Genomic DNA, 21,296 nt, shown 5'->3' on the forward strand with positions numbered 1-21,296 from the left:
GGCGCGTGCCGTGCTCGGCAGCCACCCTATCGGCGCATCGGCCGTCGCGACGCCCGTAGAGCCCGTGAGCTGCGCCGCGCTCGGGGCCGGACCCGGTCGGCCCGCTCCGGGCGGTCGCCGGGTGCGGACGGGCCGCCGGCGGCCGGTACCCGGACACGCGACGGCCCCGTGCCCGGGCGGGTCACGGGGCCGTCGGGCCGGGCTCAGGGCAGGCGGAGCAGGCGGCGCCAGCCCGGGCGGGTGTCGGGGACGTCGGCGGCGGCGCGCTCGGCGTCGGAGAAGCCCTCGACCGGCTCGTGCGGGCGCGCGGCGCGGGCCCGGGACACGAACGCCGACGCCGCGGCCATGGCGGCACTCACCCCGGCCGCGCCCGGGCCGGCGGTGATGGTCGCGGTGGCCGGCACACCGAACCGTTCGGCGCCGTCGCCCGCGGGCCGCTCGACGACGGCGACGGCGGCGTCCCCGCCCTCGCCCCGGCTCTCCGCGGCCGCGGACGCGGCCGCGCGGGCCCCCGCGGTGGACGGGATCGTGCCGGTGGTCACGTCGACCAGGACGAACTCCCACGCGTAGGTGGCCTGCTGGTGGGCGATGCGGTCGCGGACCGCGGACGTGTCGCCGACGGCGCCCTCCCCGACGAGCAGGACCACGACCCGCTCGGGGCGGTCGTCCTCGTCCCGGGCGGCGAGCTCGTCACCGACGGCGCCGAGCAGCCGGGCCGCGCCGACGCGCAGGTCCGGGCCGCCCAGCGGGCGGAGCCCGGCCGGCAACGCGGTGCGGGCCTCGCCCGCACCGACCGGGACCGCGGGCGGGTGCGTGCCGTCGGGCAGCGAGCGGGTGAGGTCGTCCCCGGTGGCGACGACGACCTGCAGGTCACCGTCGTGGGCGTCCTGCTCGGCGAGCAGGTCGGCGAGACCGGAGCGCAGCGCGGGCAGGAGCGGCCGCAGCATGCTGGATCGATCGAGATGAACGGCGAGGAGGGTGGAGCCCGGGATCGTCACGGCGGCATCATGCCCGACGACCCGCACCCCCCTCGTGACGGGGTGTGACCGCGGTCAGCGCCCGCCGCCGTCCTCCTCGAGCATCTCGGCGGTCACCGCGGACTCGGTGTCGGGGATGCCGAGCTCGGCGGCCTTCTTGTCCGCGGTCTGGAGCAACCGGCGGATCCGGCCGGCCACCGCGTCCTTGGTCATCGGCGGGTCGGCCAGCTGGCCGAGCTCCTCCAGCGACGCCTGGGTGTGCTCGGCCCGCAGCCGCCCGGCCGCCTGCAGGTGCTCGGGCACCTCGTCACCGAGGATCTCCAGGGCGCGGCTGACCCGGGCCGCGGCGGCGACCGCGGCCCGCGCCGAGCGGCGCAGGTTGGCGTCGTCGAAGTTCGCGAGCCGGTTCGCCGCCGCCCGGACCTCGCGGCGCATCCGCCGCTCCTCCCAGGACAGGACGCTCTGGTGGGCACCCATCCGGGTCAGCAGCGCACCGATGGCGTCACCGTCGCGCACGACGACCCGGTCCGCGCCGCGGACCTCGCGGGCCTTGGCGGCCACCCCCAGCCGGCGGGCCGCGCCGACCAGCGCCAGCGCGGCCTCCGGGCCGGGGCAGGTGACCTCCAGCGCGGAGCTGCGTCCCGGCTCGGTCAGCGAGCCGTGCGCCAGGAACGCACCCCGCCACGCCGCCTCGGCGTCGGACAGGTCCCCGGACACCACGGGCGGCGGCAGCCCGCGCACCGGGCGGCCTCGGTTGTCGAGCAGACCGGTCTGGCGGGCGAGTCCCTCGCCGTCGCGGATCACCCGGATCACGTAGCGGGCGCTGCGGCGCAGCCCACCGGCCGTGATCACGTGCGCGTCGGCGGTGTGGCCGTAGAGCTCGTGGATCTCGCGGCGCAGGCGCCGGGCGACCGAGCCGGTGTCGACCTCGGCCTCGATCACCACCCGGCCGCCCACGATGTGCAGGCCGCCTGCGAAGCGGAGCAACGAGGCGACCTCCGCACGCCGCGACGACTGCTTGGTGACGGTGAGCCGGCTCAGCTCGTCCTTCACCGTGGCGGTCATGGCCATCGGGAGCTCCTTCCGCGCTGCGGGCTGTCGTGCTGCGGGCTGTCGTGCGTGCCGTTCTGCACCGGGATCCGGCCGGGGGTCAGAGCGCCGAACACGTCGGCCAGTACCCCGGCCAGTGCGTCCGGGTCGTGCCGCGGGGTCGCCGCCCGGGCGTCGGCGACGGCGGCCGGCCACACCCGTCCGCCGGGGACCAGCAGGTCGGCGGCGGCCGCGTCCAGCCGGTCCGGCAGGCTCACCGACCCGGTGTCGGCCAGGACGGCGTGCACCCGCAGACCGGGAGCGTGCCCGGACAGTACTTCAAGGTGCTGTTCGGGGGAGAAACCGGCGGTCTCCCCCGGCTCGGGGGCCAGGTTGAGCAACACGACCCGGGCCGCCGCGGTCTCCAGCAGCGCGTCGCGCAGCCCGGGCACCAGCAGGTGCGGGAGCACGCTGGTGAACCAGGAGCCCGGACCCAGCAGGACCACGTCGGCCTCGCGCACCGCGCGCACCGCCTCGTCGCAGGCGGGCGGGTCGGCGGGCCGCAGCCAGACCCGGCGCACCCGGCCCGGTGTGGAGGCCACGGCGACCTGGCCGCGGATGAGGTGGGCGCCGTCCACGCCGTCCAGCGCGACCTCCGCCTCGATGTCCAGCGGTACCCGGGCCATCGGCAGGACCCGCCCGGCGCAGCCCATCAGCTCGCCGACGGTCGCCAGCGCCCGCACCGGGTCGCCGTCGCGCTCCAGCAGCCCGGCGAGCAGCAGGTTGCCCACCGCGTGCCCGGCCAGGGCGCCGGTCCCGCCGAAGCGGTGCTGGACGAGTCCGGACCAGAAGCGGCCCCGCTCGTCGTCGCCGGCCAGGGCGGCCAGCGCCATCCGCAGGTCGCCGGGCGGGAGCAGGCCGAGCTCGCGGCGCAGCCGTCCCGAGGACCCGCCGTCGTCGGCGACGGTGACCACGGCGGTGATGCCGGTGACCGGCGGGCAGCGGCGCAGTGCGGTCAGCGTGGCGTGCAGGCCGTGCCCGCCGCCGAGCGCGACCACCCGCAGTCCCCCGGTGCGCTCGGTCGGGCGTGGGCTCACTCGCGCCCCATGTCGCGGTGCTCGACGTTGACCTGGATGCCCTCGCGGCCGGCGAGCCGTCGCCCGATCTCCTCCGAGATCGCCACCGACCGGTGCTTGCCGCCGGTACAGCCCACGGCCACGGTCAGGTAGCGCTTGCCCTCGCGCCGGTACCCGGCTCCGACCAGGTCGAGCAGCTCCAGGTAGCGGTCCACGAACTCCTCGGCGCCCTCCTGGGACAGGACGTAGTCGCTGACCTCCCGGTCACGGCCGGTGAACGGGCGCAGCTCGGGGATCCAGTGCGGGTTCGGCAGGAACCGCACGTCGACCACGAGGTCGGAGTCCAGCGGCAACCCGTACTTGTAGCCGAACGACAGCACGGTCACCCGGGTCGCGGCGTGCGTGCTCTCCTGGGCGAACGAGCCCTCGATCCGGGTGCGCAGGTCGTGCACCGACAGGTTCGAGGTGTCGACGACGAGGTCGGCGTCCTCGCGCAGCGGACGCAGGACCTCGCGCTCGGCGGCGAGTCCGTCGGTGATGCGCCCGGCACCCTGCAGCGGGTGCGAGCGGCGGTTCTGCTCGAACCGGCGCACCAGCACCGCGTCCGAGGCCTCCAGGAACAGCAGCTTGGGCCGGTAGCCACGGCCGTCGAGGTCCTTGATGACCGCACCCAGGTCGTCGGTGAAGGCGCGCGAGCGCACGTCCATCACCACGGCGATCCGGGCCACCTCGCCCCGGGCGCGCGACCCGAGCTCGACCATCGTGGCGATGAGCTCGGGCGGCAGGTTGTCCACCACGAACCAGCCCAGGTCCTCCAGGACCTTGGCCGCGGTGCTGCGCCCGGCCCCGGACAGTCCGCTCACGACCGCGACCTCGATCCCCGGGCCCGCGGTCACCTCGCCGTCGTCGTCGGTCATGCCTTCTCCCCCTCGGTTCCGGCGTGCAGGGCGGCCACCACGGCCTCGGCGGTCCGGCGGCCGAAGCCGGGCACCCCGGCGATCTCGTCGGCGTCGGCGGCCCGCAGCTTGCGGACCGACCCGAAGTGCTTGAGCAGTGCCTGCTTGCGGGCCGGGCCGAGCCCGGGGACCCCGTCGAGCGCGGAGGCCGTCATGCCCTGCGAACGACGCTGGCGGTGGTAGGTGATGGCGAACCGGTGCGCCTCGTCCCGGATCCGCTGCAGCAGGTAGAGACCCTCGCTGGTCCGGGACAGGATGACCGGGTCGGTGTCGTCGGGCAGCCAGACCTCCTCGAGGCGCTTGGCCAGCCCGCACACCGCGACGTCGGTGATGCCCAGCCCGGCCAGCTCGGCGGCCGCCGCGTCGACCTGGGGCTTGGCGCCGTCGACGACGAGCAGGTTCGGCGGGTAGGCGAACTTCCGGGGCCGCCCGGTCTCCGGGTCGATCCCGGTGCGCACGGTGTCACCCGGCGCGACCTCGCCCGAGCCCTCGGTGGGGGCCGGGTCGTCGGCCGTCTCGGCCAGGTAGCGGCGGAACCGGCGGCGCACCACCTCGGCGATCGAGGCGACATCGCCCTCCCGGGCCGCGTCGCGGATCTCGAACCGCCGGTACTCGGACTTGCGGGGCAGCCCGTCCTCGAAGACCACCAGCGACGCGACGACGTTCGTGCCCTGCACGTGGCTGATGTCGATGCACTCGATGCGCAGCGGCGCCTGGTCCAGCTCCAGGTTCTCCTGGATCTCCTGCAGTGCCGCGGAACGGGCGGTGAGGTCCCCGGCGCGGCGCAGCTTGTGCTGGGCGAACGCCTCCTTCGCGTTGCGCGCGACGGTCGCGGCGAGGTCCCGCTTGTCCCCCCGCTGGGGCACCCTGACCTGGACCTTGGATCCGCGCAGCCCGGTCAGCCAGCGCTCCAGCGCGGCCGTCTCGGCGGGCAGCACCGGGACCAGGATCTCCTTGGGCACCGGCTGGGCGGCGTCGTCGGCGGCACCGGCCAGGGCGTGCTGCTCGCCGTAGAACTGCGAGACGAACCGCTCGACGAGCTGCTCGGTGTCGGTCGGCTCCACCTTGTCGACGACCCAGCCCCGCTGGCCGCGGACCCGGCCGCCGCGGACGTGGAAGACCTGGACCGCGGCCTCCAGCTCGTCCTCGGCGAAGGCGACCACGTCGGCGTCGGTGCCGTCGCCGAGCACCACGGCCTGCTTCTCCAGGGCGCGCCGCAGCGCCCCGAGGTCGTCGCGCAGCCGGGCGGCGCGCTCGAACTCGAGGTTCTCGGAGGCCTCGGCCATCTCGCGTTCGAGCTGGCGGACCATCCGGTCGGTGCGCCCGGAGAGGAAGTCGGAGAAGTTCTCGACGATGTCGCGGTGCTCGTCCGCGGTGACCGTGCCCACGCAGGGTGCGGAGCACTTGTCGATGTAGCCGAGCAGGCAGGGGCGCCCGATCTGGCCGTGCCGCTTGAAGACCCCGGTCGAGCAGGTGCGTGCGGGGAAGACCCGCAGCAGCAGGTCGAGGGTCTCGCGGATCGCCCAGGCGTGGGCGTAGGGGCCGAAGTAGCGGACGCCCTTGCGGCGCGGGCCGCGGTAGACGTGCAGCCGCGGGTACTCCTCGTGCATCGTCACCGCGAGCACGGGATAGCTCTTGTCGTCGCGGTAGCGGACGTTGAACCGCGGGTCGTACTCCTTGATCCAGTTGTACTCGAGCTGGAGGGCCTCGACCTCGGTCCCGACGACCGTCCACTCCACCTTCGCGGCGGTGGTGACCATCTGCCGGGTCCGCGGGTGCAGGCCGGACAGATCGGCGAAGTAGGAGTTCAGTCGCTGCCGCAGGCTCTTGGCCTTGCCGACGTAGATCACCCGGCCACGGGGGTCGGAGAAGCGGTACACCCCGGGCGACTCGGGGATCGTCCCGGTCGCCGGACGGTAGGTGCTGGGGTCGGCCATGGTGGTTCCCAGGGTAGTTGCGGGCACCGACGGTCCCGGCCCGGCCCCGGTCTCGCGGCGGGCCCCGGACGAGGTGTAGGGACGCGTGTCGGACGGGGACCACGCACGGCCGCGCCGGAACTGTCGGTAGGGTCCGGTACACCTCGCCCTCGAACACGAGTTCGACCCCACCGAGCCCGAGGAGACCGCCGTGGGCACCGCGCAGGAGACCGGCCCCCGCACCGACATCGGCACCCCGCCGGGTGAGCAGGTGCCCGGGGCCCGGCTGGACCGGATCCGGAAGCTGCTGGCGAAGGCGGAGCGGGCCGGCACGCCGGACGAGGCCGAGATCTACACCGACAAGGCGTTCGCGCTGATGGCCCGGCACGGGATCGACGAGGCGCTGCTCTCCGCGGCGCCCGGGGCCGGGCCGGCGCGGGCCGACCCGATCGGCCGGAGCCGGATCCCGGTCGACAACCCCTACAGCGGCGCGAAGGCCCGGCTGCTGGGGTGGACGGCGTCGGCGTTGCGGTGCCGCTGGGTGATGCACGACCAGCGGGGCGGCTCGGTCGCCGCGGTCACCGTGTTCGGCTTCGCCTCGGACCGGGAGCGGGTGGAGCTGCTCTACACCTCGCTGCTGCTGCAGGCCACGGCCGCGCTGGCCGCCGTCCGCCCGCCGGACCCGGACGAGTCGGTGACGGCCTACCGGCGGTCCTGGATCTACGGTTTCGCCGGCCGGGTCCACGAGCGGCTCTGCGAGGCAGAGCGCTCCGCCCTGGGCGAGACCGAGGCCGAGACCGGGCGGGCGGTGGCGTCGACCGAGCTGGTGCTGGCCGACCGCGGGGCCGAGGTGGACCGCGCCTACGACGCCGAGTTCGGCCGGCTGCGCCGCGCCCGCCGCCCGCAGGTGTCGGGCAGCGGGTTCCGGCACGGGGCCGCCGCGGCCGACCGGGCCGACCTGGGCGGCCCGCGCCTGGACCGCCGCGCCGGGGCGCCGGGCATCGGGGCCTGAGCCGGGGTCACTCCCCGAGGACGGCGGAGCGGTGCAGGGTGCGCAGCGTGCGCACGTGACGCACGGCCAGTCCGCGGTCGACCGCCTGCACGGCGAGCACCGACTGGTACTCGTCGTCGGGCAGCTCCAGGCGGGCCGAGGCGGCGCCGTCGGGGAACGAGACGCCGTGGACGTCGGCCCAGTCGTACCAGCGGGAGGTGATCACGTTGCGGATCTCGACACCGTGGGCGTCGGCGCGGACCCGGGGCCGGGCCATGAGCAGCAGGCCGCCCGCGACGAACGCGCCGATCACCATCATCGCGACCTGGTCGGCGGGCTGGAAGATCACGCCGGTGTCCTCGGCGGGCATGTAGTAGGCGGCGATGAGGAAGAACACCATCACCCCGGCGGCGCTGAGCCAGGCCGTCCAGCGGATCGCTCGCGGGCGCAGGGTCACCGCGTCCGGGCCGGGTGCGGTGCGCGCCCGGACCGGCGCGGGTCCGGAGGTGGTGGAGTCGGTCGGCTGCTCGGTCACTGGAGTCTCCCTGTGCTGACCCGGGTCGGGGTCACCGGCTGGTCGGGGCGCCGGCGCGCAGGTCGCGCAGCGCCAGCGCCGATTCGAGTGCTGCGGTGCAGGCCTCGGCGCCCTTGTCCTCGGCCGCGCCGGGCGCACCGGACCGGTCGACGGCCTGCTCCACGGTGTCCGTGGTGAGCACGCCGTTGCCGACCGGGGTCGACTCGTCGAGGGCGACCCGGGTCAGGCCCGCCGTGACGGCGTCGCAGACGTACTCGAAGTGCGGGGTGCCGCCACGCACGACGACACCGAGCGCGACGACGGCGTCGTGGCCGCGGGCGAGCTCCTGGGCGACGACCGGGAGCTCCACGGTGCCGGGGACCCGAACGACGGTCGGCTCGGTACCGGCGTCCCGGGCGGTGGCGACGGCCCGTTCCAGCAGCCGGTCGACGATCTCGGCGTGCCAGCGGGCCGCCACCACCCCGACCCGCAGTCCGCTCGCGTCCAGCTGCGTGGCCCCGGAGGGCCGGCCCTCACCGCTCATGGCCCGATTCTCGCCTCTGCGCCCGCGCGCCGCGCCACGGGGTCTCCCGGCGGGGCGGCGCGCGGCCGGGGTCAGAGCGCGGGGTCGGAGACCTCGCCGAGGTCGGGCAGGTCGTGCCCCATCCGGTCGCGCTTGGTCCGCAGGTAGCGCAGGTTCTGCGGGGTGGCCCGCACCGGCATCGGCTCGCGGCCGACGACACGCAGTCCGTAGCCCTCCAGCCCGGCCCGCTTGTCCGGGTTGTTGGTGAGCAGGCGCATCGACCGGACGCCGAGGTCGGCGAGGATCTGGGCGCCGATGCCGTAGTCGCGGGCGTCGGCGGGCAGCCCCATCGCGAGGTTGGCGTCGACGGTGTCGGCCCCGGCCTCCTGCAGCTGGTAGGCCTGCAGCTTGTGCAGCAGGCCGATCCCCCGGCCCTCGTGCCCACGCATGTAGAGCACCACCCCGCGGCCCTCCTTCGCGACGGCCTCCAGGGCCGCCGCGAGCTGGGGACCGCAGTCGCAGCGCAGCGAGCCGAGGACGTCCCCGGTGAGGCACTCGGAGTGCACCCGGACCAGCACGTCCTCGCCGTCGTCGGCGGGGGTGGCGATGTCGCCCATCACCATCGCGATGTGCTCGGTGCCGTCGAGGGTGCAGTCGTAGCCGTGGGCGAGGAAGTCCCCGTGGCCGGTGGGAATCCGCGCGGTGGCGACCCGCTCGACGTGCTTCTCGTAGCGCCGCCGGTAGGCGATGAGGTCGGCGATCGTGATCAGCGTGAGGTCGTGGTCGGCGGCGAACACGCCCAGCTCCTCGCCGCGGGCCATCTCGCCGGTGTTCTTCTCCGAGACGATCTCGCAGAGCGCGCCGGCGGCGGGCAGGCCCGCCATCCGGGCGAGGTCGACGGCGGCCTCGGTGTGCCCGGGGCGGCGCAGCACGCCGCCCTCGCGGGCCTGCAGCGGCACCACGTGCCCGGGCCGGACCAGGTCGTGCCGGTCGGTCCCCGGGTCGGCCAGCGTGCGGATCGTGTGCGCGCGGTCCTGGGCGGAGATGCCGGTCGTGACACCCTCCTTCGCGTCCACGGTGACCGTGTACGCGGTCCGGAAGGAGTCCCGGTTGGTGTGGTGCATGGGCGGCAGGTCGAGCCGCTCGCAGGCCTCACCGGTGATGGCGACGCAGACGTAGCCGGAGGTGTAGCGGACGGTGAACGCCAGCAGCTCGGCGGTCGCCTTCGACGCCGCGAAGATGAGGTCGCCCTCGTTCTCCCGGTCCTCGTCGTCCATCACGACGACCGGCTTGCCCTCGGCGATGTCGGCGATGGCCTTCTCGATCTGGGCGAAGCGCTCGGCCCGCTCCGACGGGGACATCGCGGTGTGCGGGGCGTCCGGCAGCTTGCCCGATCCCGGCATCTCGGGCGACTTCGACGGCTCGCTCACCGGGCGGCCCCTTCCTGTCCGGACCCGGGCCCCTGCAGGTACCCCGCGGTCATGCGTTCCACGTACTTGGCGATCACGTCGACCTCCAGGTTGACCGGGTCCCCCGGGGTGCGCGACCCCAGTGTGGTCTCGGCGAGGGTCGTCGGGATCAACGCCACCCCGAACCCGTCCGGGTACACGGTGGCGACGGTCAGCGAGACACCGTCGACGGCGACGGAGCCCTTCTCGACGACGTAGCGGGCGAGCTCGGCGGGCAGCGAGAAGCGGACCTCGTCGCTGCGCTCGCCCGGGGTGCGGGAGACCACGGTGCCGACGCCGTCCACGTGGCCCTGCACGATGTGGCCGTCGAGCCGTCCCCCGGCGGGCACGGCGCGCTCCAGGTTGACCCCGGAACCGGCACCGACGGCACCGAGCGAGGTCCGCTTCAGCGTCTCGGGCACCAGCTCCAGGGTGAGCGTGTCCGCCCCGGACCCGGTGACGACGGCGGTGAGGCAGCAGCCGTTCACCGCGACCGACTCGCCGTGCCCGACCTCCGCGGCCAGGTCCGCGCGCACGGTCAGCACGACGACCTCGTCGTCGGCGCGGACGTCGACGACCTCGCCGACCTCCTCCACGATCCCGGTGAACATGGCCCGTCCCTCCTGCTGCCTACTGCGGCACGACCGGGCCGGTCGGTCCGGATGCCGGTCGTGCGTCGATGACCACGTCGTCGCCGACGCGGTGGATCTCGTCCACGTGCAACCGCACGATGTCGGCGATCGTTACCACGCCCGCGTCGCCGAGGGCGTGCGGTCCCGCGCCGAGCAGGGCCGGGGCCAGGTGCACGAGCACCCGGTCGACGAGTCCTGCGGCGACGAACGCACCGGCGAGTGTCGGACCGCCCTCGAGGAGCACGTCCACCACGGTCCGGTGGTCGAGCCCGGTGAGCACCTCTCCCGGGTCGCGGGTGCGGAGGTGGAGCACGTCGGCGGTGCCGGTGTCGTCGGTCCGGGCCAGCCGGGCGCCGGGCGGGACGTCGCGGTGTCCCACCACCACCCGCAGGGGCTGGTGGTCGAACAGGGTGCCGTCGGGCCGGCGGGCGGTCAGCGCCGGGTCGTCGGCCAGGACGGTACCCGTGCCGGCGACGATCGCGTCCATCCTGCGGCGCAGGTCATGCACCCCGGCCCGGGCCGCCGGGCCGGTGATCCAGCGGCTGGTGCCGTCGGCGGCGGCGACCCGGCCGTCGAGCGTGGTGGCGACCTTCCAGGTCACGTGGGGTCGTCCGGTCCGCGTGCGGTGCAGCCAGCCGCGCAGCGGACCGAGCGCCACCTCGTCGGCCAGCGTGCCGAGTGTCACAGCGACCCCGGCGGCGCGCAGCCGGTCCAGCCCGCCCGCCGCGACCGGGTTCGGGTCGGCGAGGGCGGCGTGCACCCGGGCGACGCCGGCCTCGATCAGGCCGTCCACGCACGGTGGGGTGCGGCCGGTGTGGTTGCACGGTTCGAGGGTCACCACGGCGGTCCCGCCCGCGGCGCGGTCCCCCGCCTCCGCGAGTGCGGCCCGTTCGGCGTGCGGCCCACCGGGCGGCGCGGTGGCCCCGGTGCCGACGACCGCACCGTCGCGGTCGAGCACCACGCAGCCGACGGCCGGATTGGGGCTGGTCGTGCCGTGCACGTCCACCGACGCGGCGAGGGCGCGGCGCATGGCCGCGGCCGTGCGCGCGTCGGTGCCGCTCGGGCGGTCCACTGCTCCGTGCTCCGTCGCTCGGTCGTCCGTGCCGGCTCAGCCGGCCCAGCGGTGCGGGTTCGCCCGACGGACGCTGTCCCGCAGCGCGGCGACGGCGCGCCCCGGGTCGTCGGCGCCGTAGACCGCGGACCCGGCGACGAAGCAGTCGACGCCGGCCTCCGCGGCCGCGTCGATGGTGTCGGCGTTGATGCCGCCGTCGATCTCGACGAGCACCGTGAGGTGCCCGGTGTCGACCAGGTTGCGGACGGTGCGGACCTTGTCGAGCACCTCGGGGATGAAGCTCTGCCCGCCGAAGCCCGGCTCGACGCTCATCACGAGCAGGGTGTCGTAGTGCCGGAGGACCTCGACCCACGGGTCGAGCGGGGTGCCGGGCTTGATCGACAGCCCGGCGAGCGACCCGGCGGCACGCAGGTTCTTCGCGAGCATCACCGGGTCGTGGGCCGCCTCGGCGTGCACGGTGACGTTGCGGGCGCCCGCCTCGGCGTAGCCCGGCGCCCAGCGGTCCGGGTCCTCGATCATCAGGTGGCAGTCGAGCGGGATGTCGGTGGCGGCACGCAGGCTCTGCACGACCGGCAGGCCGAGCGTCAGGTTCGGCACGAAGTGCGCGTCCATGACGTCGACGTGCAGCCAGTCCGCGCCGTCCCCGGTCCCGCCGCCGCCCACGGCGGCGGCCTCCTCACCCAGCCGGGCGAAGTCGGCCGAGAGGATGCTGGGCGCGATCATCGGGTGCACGCGGAGCAGGCTACTGGCCGGCTCCCGGCGGCCCCGCACCCGTGGGCGAGGCCGCCGTCACACCGCGGTCAGTCGTCGAGCGGGCGGCGCAGCAGCGCCAGGAACATCGCGTCGGTGCCGTGGACGTGCGGCCACAGCTGGACGGTCGGCCCGTCCCCGAGGCCGGGGACCTCACCGGGCAGCCAGGCGCGCGCGTTGAGCTGTTCGACGGCACCGGCCGGGCCGGGGCGTCCGTCGCGGCCGACGATCCGGCCGACGACGCCGACGGTCTCCGACACGTGCGGCGAGCAGGTGACGTAGGCGACGACGCCGCCGGGGCGGACGTGACGCAGCGCGGCGACGAGCAGCTCGCGCTGCAGCCGGGTCAGCGTCGCGATGTCCTCGGGACGGCGCCGCCAGCGGGCCTCCGGGCGGCGGCGCAGGGCACCCAGCCCGGTGCAGGGCGCGTCGACGAGCACCCGGTCGTAGCCGCCGTCGGGTAGTGGGGCCTCCCGGCCGTCCGCGACGTGCACGGTGACCGGCAGCTCCGCGACCGACCGGCGGACGAGCTCGGCGCGGTGCTCGCTGGACTCGACCGCGTCGAGCGTGCCTCCCCGGGCGGCGACGAGCCCGCCCAGCAGCGACGCCTTGCCGCCCGGCCCGGCGCACAGGTCCAGCCAGCGGCCGGTGTCCTCGCCGTGCAGCTCGGCGCGGGCGAGCGCGGCGGCGACGAGCTGGCTGCCCTCGTCCTGGACGATCGCGAGCCCCTCGGCGACGGCGTCGAGCTCGCCGACGTCGCCGCTGCCCGGCTCCAGGTGCACCCCGTAGGGCGAGTACGGCGCCTGCTCACCGCCGGTGGCCAGGGCCAGCTCCTCGGCGGTGATCTCGCCGGGCCGGGCGAGCAGGTGCACGCGGGGCCGGGTGTCGTCGGCGGCGAGCGCGGCGGTCAGCTCCTCGCCGGTGCCGCCGAGCGCGTCGGCGAAGGCCTGCGCGATCCAGCGCGGGTGGGCGTGGCGCAACGCGGCGTCGCCGACCGGGTCCTCGGCGGGGTCGGGGGCGAGGCGGTCGAGCCACTCGGCCTCGGTGTGCTCGCCGATGCGGCGCAGCACCGCGTTGACGAACCCGGCCGACTGCGACCCGTGGTCGGACCGGACCAGCTCGACGCAGGTGGTGACGGCCGCATGGTCGGGCACCCGGGTGCGCAGCAGCTGGTAGGCGCCCAGCCGGAGCGCGTCGAGCAGGGCGTGCTCGATCTTGGCCAGCGGCCGGTCGGTGCAGGCGTCGATGATCGTGTCGAGCAGCCCCTGGGCGCGCAGGGTGCCGTAGCCGAGCTCGGTGGCCAGCCCGGCGTCGCGGTCGCGCAGTCCGTGGCGGCGCAGGATCCCGGGCAGGGCCAGGTTGGCGTAGGCGTCGCGCTCGCGGACGGCGGTCAGCAGCTCGTAGGCCGCCTGCCGGGCCGGGTCGACGGCCGGGGGCCTGCCGGGCCCGCTGCGGCCCCGGGGCGGGCCGGAGTTGCGGGGCCCGGAGGTCCGCTCGCGGCGGGGTCCGCGGTCGCCCCGGTCGTCGCGGCGGGGAGCCCCGCGGTCGTCGCGGCCGCCGCGGCGGTCGTCGCCGCGGTCGGGGCGGGGACGGTCGCCGCGGGCACGATCACCCCGGGGACGGTCGCCGCCCGGACGGTCACTGCGGGGACGGTCCTCCCGCGGCCGGTCGTCACGGCGGTCGGGGCGGTCACCGCGGGGACGGTCGTCGCGTCGGCGGTCGGCACCGCGGGAACGGTCGGCATCCCGGGGGCGGTCCCCGCCGCGGGCACGGTCCGCACCCCGCGGCCGGTCGTCGCGGTCACGGAACGGGCGGTCGCCGCGGGGGCGGTCGTCGCGGGAGCGGTCACCGCCGTCGCGTGGGCGGGCCACGTCCCCGCCGGAGCGGGAGTGGCTGGGCCGGTCGGAGTCCCGCCACCCACCGCCACGGCGCTCCCCGGAGCCCCCCGGACCGCCGGAGCCGGACCCGCCGCGCCGGTCGCCGGACCCCGAGCCGACGCCCCGGCCGGCCCCGGTGCGCGGGCCGCGGTCGTCGCGCGACCGGTCCCCGCGGGCCCGGTCACCGCCCGACCTGTCACCGCCCGACCGGTCGCCACCGCGCTGCCGGTCGTCGCCGGCAGCGCCGCTGCGGGCGGTCGGACCGGTCGGGCCGGTCGCGGTCGGGTCGGGGGTCCTGCTCGCTCACGTGGTCTCCTCGGCGGTGGTCCGCCGTGGCCGGGGGCCGGCCGTCGTCCGGGATGTCGGGAAGTCGGTGTGGTGTCGGGAGGTCGGTGCGCCGGACCGGGGCGGGTGGCGGCGGTCAGCCCAGGTACTCGGCGCCGTCGATCCGCGCGCCGCGGGCCCAGTCCGGTGCGGGCATGAACCGCTTGCCCTTCGGCTTCACCGCCCCGAGCTCGACCGGCACGGTGGCGGTCCCGGCCAGCACCCGACGGCGCTCGACCCGCAGCTCCCCCGGCGCGAGCTCGACCTCGCCGGTGCGCAGCGGTCGGACCGGGCCGAGGCCGAGGCGGTCGTCGCGGAACCCGCACCAGGCGCCCGGCTCCGGGGTGACCGACCGGATCAGCCGGTCCAGGGCCGCGGCCGGGGTCGTGAAGTCGGCGCGGGCGTCGGCGGTGGACACCTTCGGCGCGAGCGAGACGCCCTCGGTGGGCTGCGGGACGGCGGCGAGGGTCCCGTCGGCGATCCCGTCGAGGGTCGCGGCGAGCAGCCGGGCGCCGGACCCGGCGAGCCGGCCCAACAGGTCGCCCGCGGTGTCGGTCGCCCCGACGGTCTCGGTCACCAGGCCGTAGGTGGGCCCGGTGTCCATGCCCTCCTCGAGCCGGAAGGTGGTGGCGCCGGTGACGTCGTCGCCGTGCCGGATCGCGGCCTGCACCGGGGCGGCGCCGCGCCACGCGGGCAGCAGCGAGAAGTGCAGGTTGACCCAGCCGTGGACCGGGACGTCGAGTACCTCCCGGGGCAGCAGCGCCCCGTAGGCGACGACCGGCGCGCAGTCCGGTGCGAGCTCGCGCAGGGTGTCGAGGAACTCCGGTTCCGACGGCTTCGCGGGGGTGAGCACCGGGATCCCGGCGGCGTCGGCGACCTCGCCGACCGGGGAGCGGGTGAGCCTGCGGCCACGGCCGGCGGGGGCGTCGGGGCGGGTCAGCACCGCGACCACCTCGTGGCCGGGGTGCTCGAGCAGGGCCCTCAGCGACGGGACCGCCGGGTCCGGGGTGCCGGCGAACAGCAGCCTCATCGGGCCTTGCCGAACATCGGGTGCGGGCTCGCCCTGACCACCGGCTCGGGCTCGCCGAACCAGGCGGCCTCGCGGATCTCGCGCATCGCCAGCTTGCGGGTCTCGGGGTCGAGCCGGTCGACGAACAGCACGCCGTCGAGGTGGTCGGTCTCGTGCTGGATGGCCCGGGCCAGCAGCTGCGAGCCCTCCACCACCTGCGGCTCGCCGTGCATGTCCCAGCCGCGCGCCACGACGTGCAGCCTGCGCCGGCAGTCCCAGCCGAGCCCGGGGATGGACAGGCAGCCCTCCATCCCGACCTGCTCGTCCTCCCCGACGGCCTCCCAGGTCGGGTTGACCAGGTGCCCGGAGAAGCCGTCGCAGTCGTAGACGAACACCCGCTTCCCGACGCCGATCTGCGGCGCGGCCAGACCGGCGCCGCCCTCGTCGTGCATGGTGTCGGTCAGGTCGGCGACGAGCTTGCGCAGCTCCGCGTCGAAGTCGGTGATCTCGGTGGCGCGGGTGCGCAGGACCGGGTCGCCGAACAGTCGGACGGGCTGGACGGGCACGGGCTTCCCCTCACGACGGACGAGTGCGGTGATCGGCGCTCCATTGTGCCACTGCGGCACCGTCGGTCCCGCCCGGCGTCACCGGCGGTGACACGGCACACCGCTCAGTCGATCTCGTCGGGGTCGAGCCGGACGCGCACCGTCTCGGCGGCCTTGCGCGCGGTGCGCAGGGCCTGCGCGTCGTGCAGGGCCCGGGCCAGGTCACGCCCGGCGCGGCGCGGGACCCGCAGCAGGGCCCGCTCGCGGACCTCGTCCGCGGCCCCGTGCCCGGCTCCGGGGCGGTCCGGCGGGTCGATCTCGACCGGGCCGAGCAGCTCGACGCCCTCGGGCGGGGGCGGGTCGGTGCGCCCGGCGCCGAGCACCGCGTCGCAGATCTCGGCGACGGCGGCGGGTGGCCCCTCCACCGAGGCCATCCGGATCGCGGGCGGGAATCCCACCTCGGCGCGTTCGGCGAGCTCGGCCTCGGCGTGCCCGGCCGGGTCCCAGCGCACCAGGGACTGCACGGTCGGTACCGACGCCTCGGCGACGACCACGACCCGTCCGCCGTCGGTGTGCGGCACGACCCCGGCGGCCGCGGCGAACCAGCGGCGCAGTGTCTCCTCGGCGACGCGCAGGTCCGGGCGGGCGAGCATCGCCCACCCGTCGAGCAGCAGCGCGGCGCCGTAGCCCGCGCCGCCGCCACCGTCGACGACCGGCTCCGCCCCCGGGGTGGCCACGACCAGCGCCGGCCCGGCCGGGACGGTGTCCAGCACCTCGGCACCGCCGCCGGAGGTGCGCACGGTGGTGCCGGGGAAGGCGCGGCCGAGCTCCTCGGCGGTGCGCCCGGCCCCGACCACCCCGGCCCGCAGACGCCGCGACCCGCAGTGCCCGCAGCGGAACGCCGGCTCGGCGCGCCCGCACCAGCGGCAGGCGGGCAGCGCACCCTCGGAGCCCGCACCGGAGCGCGGCAGGCCCAGCGGGCCCGCGCAGTGCCGGCAGCGGGCCGCGTCGCGGCAGGACGCGCACGCCAGGAACGGCAGGTACCCCGACCGCGGCACCTGCACGAGCACCGGGCGCCCAGCGGTCAGCGCGGCCCGGGCGGCCTCGAAGGCGACGCCCGGGACGCGCGCCGCGCGGGCGGCCGGGTCGCGCACGAGCTGGGTGTCGGTCTCCCCGATCGCGGTGACCCGGGGCATCCGGGCCCGCACGGTGGTGCGGTCGGCCGCGACCGGGCTCGCCCAGCGGGTCTCCACGAGCACCTGCGCCTCGGCGGTGCGGGCGAACCCGGCGAGCAGCAGCGCGGCACCCTCCCGGTGCGCGCGCAGCACCAGCACGTCGCGGACCTGCGGGTACGGGGCCCGCGGCTCGGAGTGGGAGTCGTCCCCGTCGTCCCACACCGCCAGCAGGCCCAGCTCGCCGAGCGGGGCGAACGCCGCCGACCGGGTACCGACGACGACCCGCACGCTCCCCCGCCGCACCGCCAGCCAGCGGCGGTAGCGCTCGGCGGGCCCGAGCTCGGCGGTCAGGGCCACCACGCCGTCCTCGCCGAGCAGCGCCGCGCAGGCCGCGTGCAGCCGGGCCACGTCACGCTGGTCGGGCACGACGAGCAGCGCCGAGCGACCGGCGGACCGGGTGGCGACGGCTGCTTCGGCGAGCCGGGCCGCCCACTGCTCCCCCGGCAGCGCCTGCCAGACGGCGTGCGCGGCGCGCCCACCCGCCAGCGCGTCGAGGAACGCCCCGCCGCGCGGGTAGACCTCCCAGCCGGCGCGGTCCACCGGGGCGGGGTCGGGGGCGGCGCGCTCGCGCGGGGTCTCGGACTCGATGCGGGCGTGCCGGGCGGGCACGGCGAGCCGCAGGACGTCGGCCATCACACCGGCGTAGCGGTCGGCGACGGCGCGGGCCAGGCCCACGACCTCCGCGGTGAGCACCGGCTCGGGCGAGACGACCTTGTCGACCCAGGCGAGCCTCCCGGCGTGCGCGGTGTCCTCGGAACGCTCCAGGAGGAAACCGTCGACCATCCGGCCGGCGAACCGCACCCGCACCCGCACGCCGGGGACCGCGGCGTCGTCGAGATGGGTCGGGACGCGGTAGTCGAAGGTCCGGTCCAGGTGCGGCAGCGCGACGTCGACCAGCACCCGCGCGACCGGGCGGGCCGGGGCGGGCTGCCACTCACCCCGGTTGCGCCCCGGGCGGCGGGCGCGGGCCGCCGGGGTCGTACGCGGAGAGCTCACGCCGAGGGTCTACCACGGGGCACCGACGCCCCCCGGAGACGCCCGTGGCCGCCGACCGCGCGGGCGGTCGACTTCAGGGCGTCGGCACGGGAGGTGTCCTCCCACGGCAGCTCGACGTCGGTGCGGCCGAAGTGGCCGTAGGCGGCGGTCGGGCCGTAGATCGGGCGGAGCAGCTTCAGGTCGCGGATGATCGCGGCCGGGCGCAGGTCGAAGACCTCCTCGATGGCGGCCTGGATCCGCGCCGGGTCGACGTTCTCGGTGCCGAAGGTCTCCACGAACAGCCCGACCGGGGCGGCCTTGCCGATCGCGTAGGCGACCTGGACCTCGATCCGCCCGGCGAGCCCGGCGGCCACGGCGTTCTTGGCGACCCAGCGCATGGCGTACGCCGCGGAGCGGTCGACCTTCGACGGGTCCTTGCCGGAGAACGCGCCGCCACCGTGACGGGCCATACCGCCGTAGGTGTCGACGATGATCTTGCGGCCGGTGAGGCCCGCGTCGCCCATCGGGCCGCCGAGCACGAAACGGCCGGTCGGGTTGACCAGCAGCCGCGGCTGCGACGGGTCCCAGCCCAGCGCCTCGACCTCGGGGGTGACGACGTGCTTGAGGATGTCGGGGGCCAGCATCCCGTCGAGGTCGACGTCCGCGGCGTGCTGGGAGGACAGCACCACGGTGTCGAGGCGGACCGGCTTGTCGCCGTCGTAGGCGATGGTGACCTGGGTCTTCCCGTCCGGGCGCAGGTAGGGCAGCGTCCCGTTCTTGCGGACCTCGGTCAGCCGGCGCGACAGGCGGTGGGCCAGCGCGATCGGCAGCGGCATGAGCTCGGGGGTGTCCTCGCAGGCGTAGCCGAACATCAGGCCCTGGTCGCCGGCACCCTGCTTGGCGATCTCGTCCTCGGCGGACTCGACGCGCTTCTCGTAGGCGGTGTCCACGCCCTGGGCGATGTCCGGCGACTGCGCGCCGATCGCCACGTTGACGCCACAGGAGGTGCCGTCGAAGCCCTTGGCGGAGGAGTCGTAGCCGATCTCGAGGATCTTGTCCCGCACGAGCTGCGGGATCTCGACGTAGGCGCCGGTGGTGACCTCGCCGGCGACGTGCACCTGGCCGGTGGTCACCAGGGTCTCGACGGCCACCCGGCTGCTCGGGTCCTGCGCGAGCATCGCGTCGAGGATGGTGTCGCTGACGGCGTCACAGATCTTGTCGGGGTGGCCCTCGGTGACCGACTCGCTGGTGAACAGGCGACGGCTCGTGGTTGACACGCGCAGTTTCTCCATCCCGTTGGAAACGTTCTCCGCTCCGGCGCGACGACCTCGTCACGCTCGCTCGGACGCACGACCATGATCGCGAGCGCCCCTCGGCATGCACAGTAGTCCAGACCGGCCGCCCGTACGGGACGACCACGCCGACCTCACACACGGAGCGTGACGACACCGGGGAATCGCGCTACCCAGTGTCGCCGGATGGGGTGATTGACCCTCCGCTCACGAATCGAACGGGCGGCGGCTCGTTGGGCGGGACAACACCTCGCACGCCCCGCGGAGTCGCCCACGAACGGATCCGCACGGTGGCCCCCGGCCCCGGCGGCACGGAGGTTGTTCCACGATGAAGCCGAACTCGCGACGCGTCGCCGCCGGCGTCGGCGCACTGGCCGTGGCCGGCGTCACCACCACCTGGATCATTGCCGGCACCGCGTCGGCCGCCGGAACCGGTACCTGCACCGAGAGCGTGAACGTCCGCTCCGAGCCCGAGGCCGACGCCCCGATCGTCGGAGTGTGCGAGCGGGGTGAGACCACCTCGACCGGCGAGACCCAGGACGGGTTCGTCGAGCTCCCCGAGTACGGCGGCTGGGCCATGACCCGCTACGTCTCGACCTCGGGCTCGGAGCGCTCCCGGAGCTCGGAGGACTCGCTGACCCCGAGCAGCAGCGAGCGGTCGGCCCCGTCGACCGACTCGCCGTCGTCCTCGTCGCCGTCCTCGTCGAGCCCGCGCTCGGGCTCCTCGTCGGCGCCCTCCACCTCCTCCCCGCGGACGAGCTCGTCGGCCACGCCGTCGTCGGACGAGGAGTCGGGCGAGGGGTCCGACTCCTCCTCCGAGGAGGCGAGGCCGACCCGCAGCTCGTTCTTCGACGAGGACTGAGACCCGGCGCCACGACGACGGGCCCGCACCGGCAGCTCCGGTGCGGGCCCGTCGTCGTACGGGGGTGCGGCTCAGCGCAGGCGCGGGGTGACCGCGTCCCAGATGCGGGAGGCCAGCAGTGCCTTGGAGCCGAACGGCAGCTCGTCCTCCCCGCCGTCGCGGGCGAGCAGCCAGCCCGCGTTGTCGGCGGTCTCGAAGGCCTTGCCGTCCCCGACGGCGTTCACCACCAGCAGGTCGCAGCCCTTGCGGGCCAGCTTCGCGCGACCGTGGTGGAGCACGTCGCCCTCGGCGTCGCCGGTCTCGGCGGCGAAGCCGACCACGACCTGACCGGCTCGCGGCGGGTCGGCCACCAGCCCGGCGAGGATGTCGGGGTTCTGCGCGAGGCGCAGCGGTGCCGGCTCGGCGTCGCCACGCTTGATCTTGTCGGCCGCGGTGTCGACCGGCCGGAAGTCGGCGACGGCGGCGGCCATGACCACGGCGTCCGCGTCGGCGGCGGCGGAGCGCACGGCGGCCTCCATGGCCACCGCGGTGCCCGCCGGGACCACCTCGACGCCGGCGGGGGCGCCGAGGTCGGCGGTGTGCCCGGCCACGAGCGTCACCCGCGCGCCGCGCTGGGCGGCGACCCGGGCCAGTGCCCAGCCCTGCCGGCCCGAGGAGCGGTTGCCCAGGAACCGGACCGGGTCCAGGTTCTCCCGTGTCCCGCCGGCGCTGACGACCACATGGCGGCCCTCGAGGTCACGCGGCAGCGCGTCCGGGCGCTCCAGCAGCAGGCGGGCCAGATCCACGATCTCGGCCGGGTCGGGCAGCCGGCCCTTGCCGGTGTCCGCGCCGGTCAGCCGGCCCGCGGCGGGCTCGAGCACCACGGTGCCCCTGGCCCGCAGCAGCGCGACGTTGTCGACCGTCGCGGGGTGCTCCCACATCTCGGTGTGCATCGCGGGCGCCAGCAGCACCGGGCAGCGGGCGGTCAGCAGCGCGGCGGTCAGCAGGTCGTCGGAGCGGCCGTGCGTGAGGCGGGCCATGAGGTCCGCGGTCGCCGGGGCGACGACGACGAGGTCCGCACCCTTGCCCAGGGCCACGTGCGGGACCTCGGGCACGTCCTGGAAGACCCCGGTGGCGACGGGCCTGCCGGACAGCGCCTCGAACGTCGCGGCACCGACGAACCGCAGCGCGGACTCGGTGGGGATCACCCGCACCCCGTGGCCGGACTCGGTCAGGCGACGCAGCACCTCGGCGCTCTTGTAGGCGGCGATGCCGCCGGAGACGCCGAGGAGCACCTCGGGAGGAGCCATCGAG

Annotated in this window: 18 protein-coding genes and 1 pseudogene; 2 read left to right on the forward strand and 17 right to left on the reverse strand. The window is 76.1% G+C overall.

Annotated features, from left to right (window positions below; translation table 11 throughout):
• Nucleotides 1-203 precede the first annotated feature (203 nt).
• The 5 genes from KPF47_RS18890 to uvrC all read right to left on the reverse strand — a co-directional run bounded on the left by KPF47_RS18890 (nucleotide 204) and on the right by uvrC (nucleotide 5,975).
• Entirely contained in the window at nucleotides 204-947 is a 744-nt protein-coding gene (locus KPF47_RS18890) for a hypothetical protein (protein ID WP_224390076.1), read from the reverse strand.
• A gap of 105 nt (nucleotides 948-1,052) precedes the next feature.
• On the reverse strand, nucleotides 1,053-2,048 hold the full coding sequence (gene whiA / locus KPF47_RS18895; protein ID WP_224390077.1) for a DNA-binding protein WhiA: 996 nt from the start codon (nucleotides 2,046-2,048) through the stop codon (nucleotides 1,053-1,055).
• The gene (yvcK, locus tag KPF47_RS18900; protein ID WP_224390192.1) at nucleotides 2,039-3,070 is read right to left on the reverse strand and encodes a uridine diphosphate-N-acetylglucosamine-binding protein YvcK; all 1,032 of its coding nucleotides are present in this window, start codon (nucleotides 3,068-3,070) and stop codon (nucleotides 2,039-2,041) included. Before yvcK ends, whiA begins: the two co-directional genes overlap by 10 nt.
• Before the next feature lie 29 nt (nucleotides 3,071-3,099).
• Nucleotides 3,100-3,999: an RNase adapter RapZ gene (gene rapZ, locus KPF47_RS18905; RefSeq protein WP_224390078.1), complete on the reverse strand. Its 900-nt coding sequence runs from the start codon at nucleotides 3,997-3,999 to the stop codon at nucleotides 3,100-3,102.
• Nucleotides 3,996-5,975 (reverse strand): excinuclease ABC subunit UvrC, encoded by a 1,980-nt coding sequence (gene uvrC / locus KPF47_RS18910; protein ID WP_224390079.1) that lies wholly within the window; start codon nucleotides 5,973-5,975, stop codon nucleotides 3,996-3,998. The genes rapZ and uvrC overlap by 4 nt, the downstream gene beginning before the upstream one ends.
• Nucleotides 5,976-6,165: 190 nt before the next feature.
• Between uvrC and KPF47_RS18915 the strand changes: the two genes are divergently transcribed.
• Nucleotides 6,166-6,966, forward strand: a complete 801-nt coding sequence (locus KPF47_RS18915; RefSeq protein WP_308015428.1) for a DUF2786 domain-containing protein — start codon at nucleotides 6,166-6,168, stop codon at nucleotides 6,964-6,966.
• 7 nt (nucleotides 6,967-6,973) lie between these two features.
• On the opposite strand, the gene KPF47_RS18920 is transcribed toward KPF47_RS18915, so the two are convergent.
• The 11 genes and pseudogenes from KPF47_RS18920 to metK form a co-directional block, all read right to left on the reverse strand.
• Nucleotides 6,974-7,480 (reverse strand): PH domain-containing protein, encoded by a 507-nt coding sequence (locus tag KPF47_RS18920; protein WP_374108868.1) that lies wholly within the window; start codon nucleotides 7,478-7,480, stop codon nucleotides 6,974-6,976.
• Nucleotides 7,481-7,511: 31 nt separating this feature from the next.
• Nucleotides 7,512-8,003, reverse strand: coding sequence for a 6,7-dimethyl-8-ribityllumazine synthase (gene ribH / locus KPF47_RS18925; RefSeq protein ID WP_224390080.1), 492 nt, complete (start codon nucleotides 8,001-8,003; stop codon nucleotides 7,512-7,514).
• Between the two features lie 71 nt (nucleotides 8,004-8,074).
• Nucleotides 8,075-9,343, reverse strand: a complete 1,269-nt coding sequence (locus KPF47_RS18930) for a bifunctional 3,4-dihydroxy-2-butanone-4-phosphate synthase/GTP cyclohydrolase II (protein WP_224390195.1) — start codon at nucleotides 9,341-9,343, stop codon at nucleotides 8,075-8,077.
• A 65-nt stretch (nucleotides 9,344-9,408) separates the two neighbouring features.
• Nucleotides 9,409-10,041, reverse strand: coding sequence for a riboflavin synthase (locus tag KPF47_RS18935; RefSeq protein WP_224390081.1), 633 nt, complete (start codon nucleotides 10,039-10,041; stop codon nucleotides 9,409-9,411).
• A 19-nt stretch (nucleotides 10,042-10,060) separates the two neighbouring features.
• Complete coding sequence (ribD, locus tag KPF47_RS18940; RefSeq protein ID WP_224390196.1) at nucleotides 10,061-11,092, reverse strand: bifunctional diaminohydroxyphosphoribosylaminopyrimidine deaminase/5-amino-6-(5-phosphoribosylamino)uracil reductase RibD; 1,032 nt, start codon at nucleotides 11,090-11,092, stop codon at nucleotides 10,061-10,063.
• Between the two features lie 78 nt (nucleotides 11,093-11,170).
• Nucleotides 11,171-11,857 (reverse strand): ribulose-phosphate 3-epimerase, encoded by a 687-nt coding sequence (gene rpe / locus KPF47_RS18945; RefSeq protein WP_224390082.1) that lies wholly within the window; start codon nucleotides 11,855-11,857, stop codon nucleotides 11,171-11,173.
• 77 nt (nucleotides 11,858-11,934) lie between these two features.
• Nucleotides 11,935-13,755, reverse strand: a complete 1,821-nt coding sequence (locus KPF47_RS18950) for an RsmB/NOP family class I SAM-dependent RNA methyltransferase (RefSeq protein WP_308015430.1) — start codon at nucleotides 13,753-13,755, stop codon at nucleotides 11,935-11,937.
• 427 nt (nucleotides 13,756-14,182) lie between these two features.
• Nucleotides 14,183-15,115: a methionyl-tRNA formyltransferase gene (gene fmt, locus KPF47_RS18955; RefSeq protein ID WP_224390083.1), complete on the reverse strand. Its 933-nt coding sequence runs from the start codon at nucleotides 15,113-15,115 to the stop codon at nucleotides 14,183-14,185.
• The gene (def, locus tag KPF47_RS18960; RefSeq protein WP_224390084.1) at nucleotides 15,112-15,660 is read right to left on the reverse strand and encodes a peptide deformylase; all 549 of its coding nucleotides are present in this window, start codon (nucleotides 15,658-15,660) and stop codon (nucleotides 15,112-15,114) included. Before def ends, fmt begins: the two co-directional genes overlap by 4 nt.
• Before the next feature lie 104 nt (nucleotides 15,661-15,764).
• The gene (locus KPF47_RS18965) at nucleotides 15,765-17,870 is read right to left on the reverse strand and encodes a primosomal protein N' (RefSeq protein ID WP_224390085.1); all 2,106 of its coding nucleotides are present in this window, start codon (nucleotides 17,868-17,870) and stop codon (nucleotides 15,765-15,767) included.
• A 56-nt stretch (nucleotides 17,871-17,926) separates the two neighbouring features.
• Nucleotides 17,927-19,126, reverse strand: a pseudogene (gene metK / locus KPF47_RS18970) (methionine adenosyltransferase); the annotation flags it as partial.
• Between the two features lie 343 nt (nucleotides 19,127-19,469).
• Between metK and KPF47_RS18975 the strand changes: the two are divergent.
• Nucleotides 19,470-20,003 carry an SH3 domain-containing protein gene (locus tag KPF47_RS18975; protein WP_224390087.1) on the forward strand — a complete coding sequence of 178 codons (534 nt, stop codon included), beginning with the start codon at nucleotides 19,470-19,472 and terminating at the stop codon, nucleotides 20,001-20,003.
• A gap of 71 nt (nucleotides 20,004-20,074) precedes the next feature.
• Here KPF47_RS18975 and coaBC read toward each other — a convergent pair whose 3' ends face one another.
• Nucleotides 20,075-21,292 (reverse strand): bifunctional phosphopantothenoylcysteine decarboxylase/phosphopantothenate--cysteine ligase CoaBC, encoded by a 1,218-nt coding sequence (coaBC, locus tag KPF47_RS18980; RefSeq protein ID WP_224390088.1) that lies wholly within the window; start codon nucleotides 21,290-21,292, stop codon nucleotides 20,075-20,077.
• Between the last annotated feature and the right edge of the window lie 4 nt (nucleotides 21,293-21,296).

The sequence above is a fragment of the Pseudonocardia sp. ICBG1293 genome (genome assembly GCF_020131355.1).
Taxonomy (GTDB): Bacteria; Actinomycetota; Actinomycetes; order Mycobacteriales; family Pseudonocardiaceae; genus Pseudonocardia.

Coding starts and splice junctions, on each gene's coding strand:
- KPF47_RS18975 (WP_224390087.1), top strand. CDS start 19,470: ATGAAGCCGAACTCGCGACGCGTCGCCGCCGGCGTCGGCGCACTGGCC.
- coaBC (WP_224390088.1), bottom strand. CDS start 21,292: ATGGCTCCTCCCGAGGTGCTCCTCGGCGTCTCCGGCGGCATCGCCGCC.
- whiA (WP_224390077.1), bottom strand. CDS start 2,048: ATGGCCATGACCGCCACGGTGAAGGACGAGCTGAGCCGGCTCACCGTC.
- rapZ (WP_224390078.1), bottom strand. CDS start 3,999: ATGACCGACGACGACGGCGAGGTGACCGCGGGCCCGGGGATCGAGGTC.
- KPF47_RS18890 (WP_224390076.1), bottom strand. CDS start 947: ATGCTGCGGCCGCTCCTGCCCGCGCTGCGCTCCGGTCTCGCCGACCTG.
- rpe (WP_224390082.1), bottom strand. CDS start 11,857: ATGATCGCGCCCAGCATCCTCTCGGCCGACTTCGCCCGGCTGGGTGAG.
- ribD (WP_224390196.1), bottom strand. CDS start 11,092: ATGCGCCGCGCCCTCGCCGCGTCGGTGGACGTGCACGGCACGACCAGC.
- ribH (WP_224390080.1), bottom strand. CDS start 8,003: ATGAGCGGTGAGGGCCGGCCCTCCGGGGCCACGCAGCTGGACGCGAGC.
- KPF47_RS18935 (WP_224390081.1), bottom strand. CDS start 10,041: ATGTTCACCGGGATCGTGGAGGAGGTCGGCGAGGTCGTCGACGTCCGC.
- KPF47_RS18930 (WP_224390195.1), bottom strand. CDS start 9,343: ATGTCCCCGTCGGAGCGGGCCGAGCGCTTCGCCCAGATCGAGAAGGCC.
- fmt (WP_224390083.1), bottom strand. CDS start 15,115: ATGAGGCTGCTGTTCGCCGGCACCCCGGACCCGGCGGTCCCGTCGCTG.
- uvrC (WP_224390079.1), bottom strand. CDS start 5,975: ATGGCCGACCCCAGCACCTACCGTCCGGCGACCGGGACGATCCCCGAG.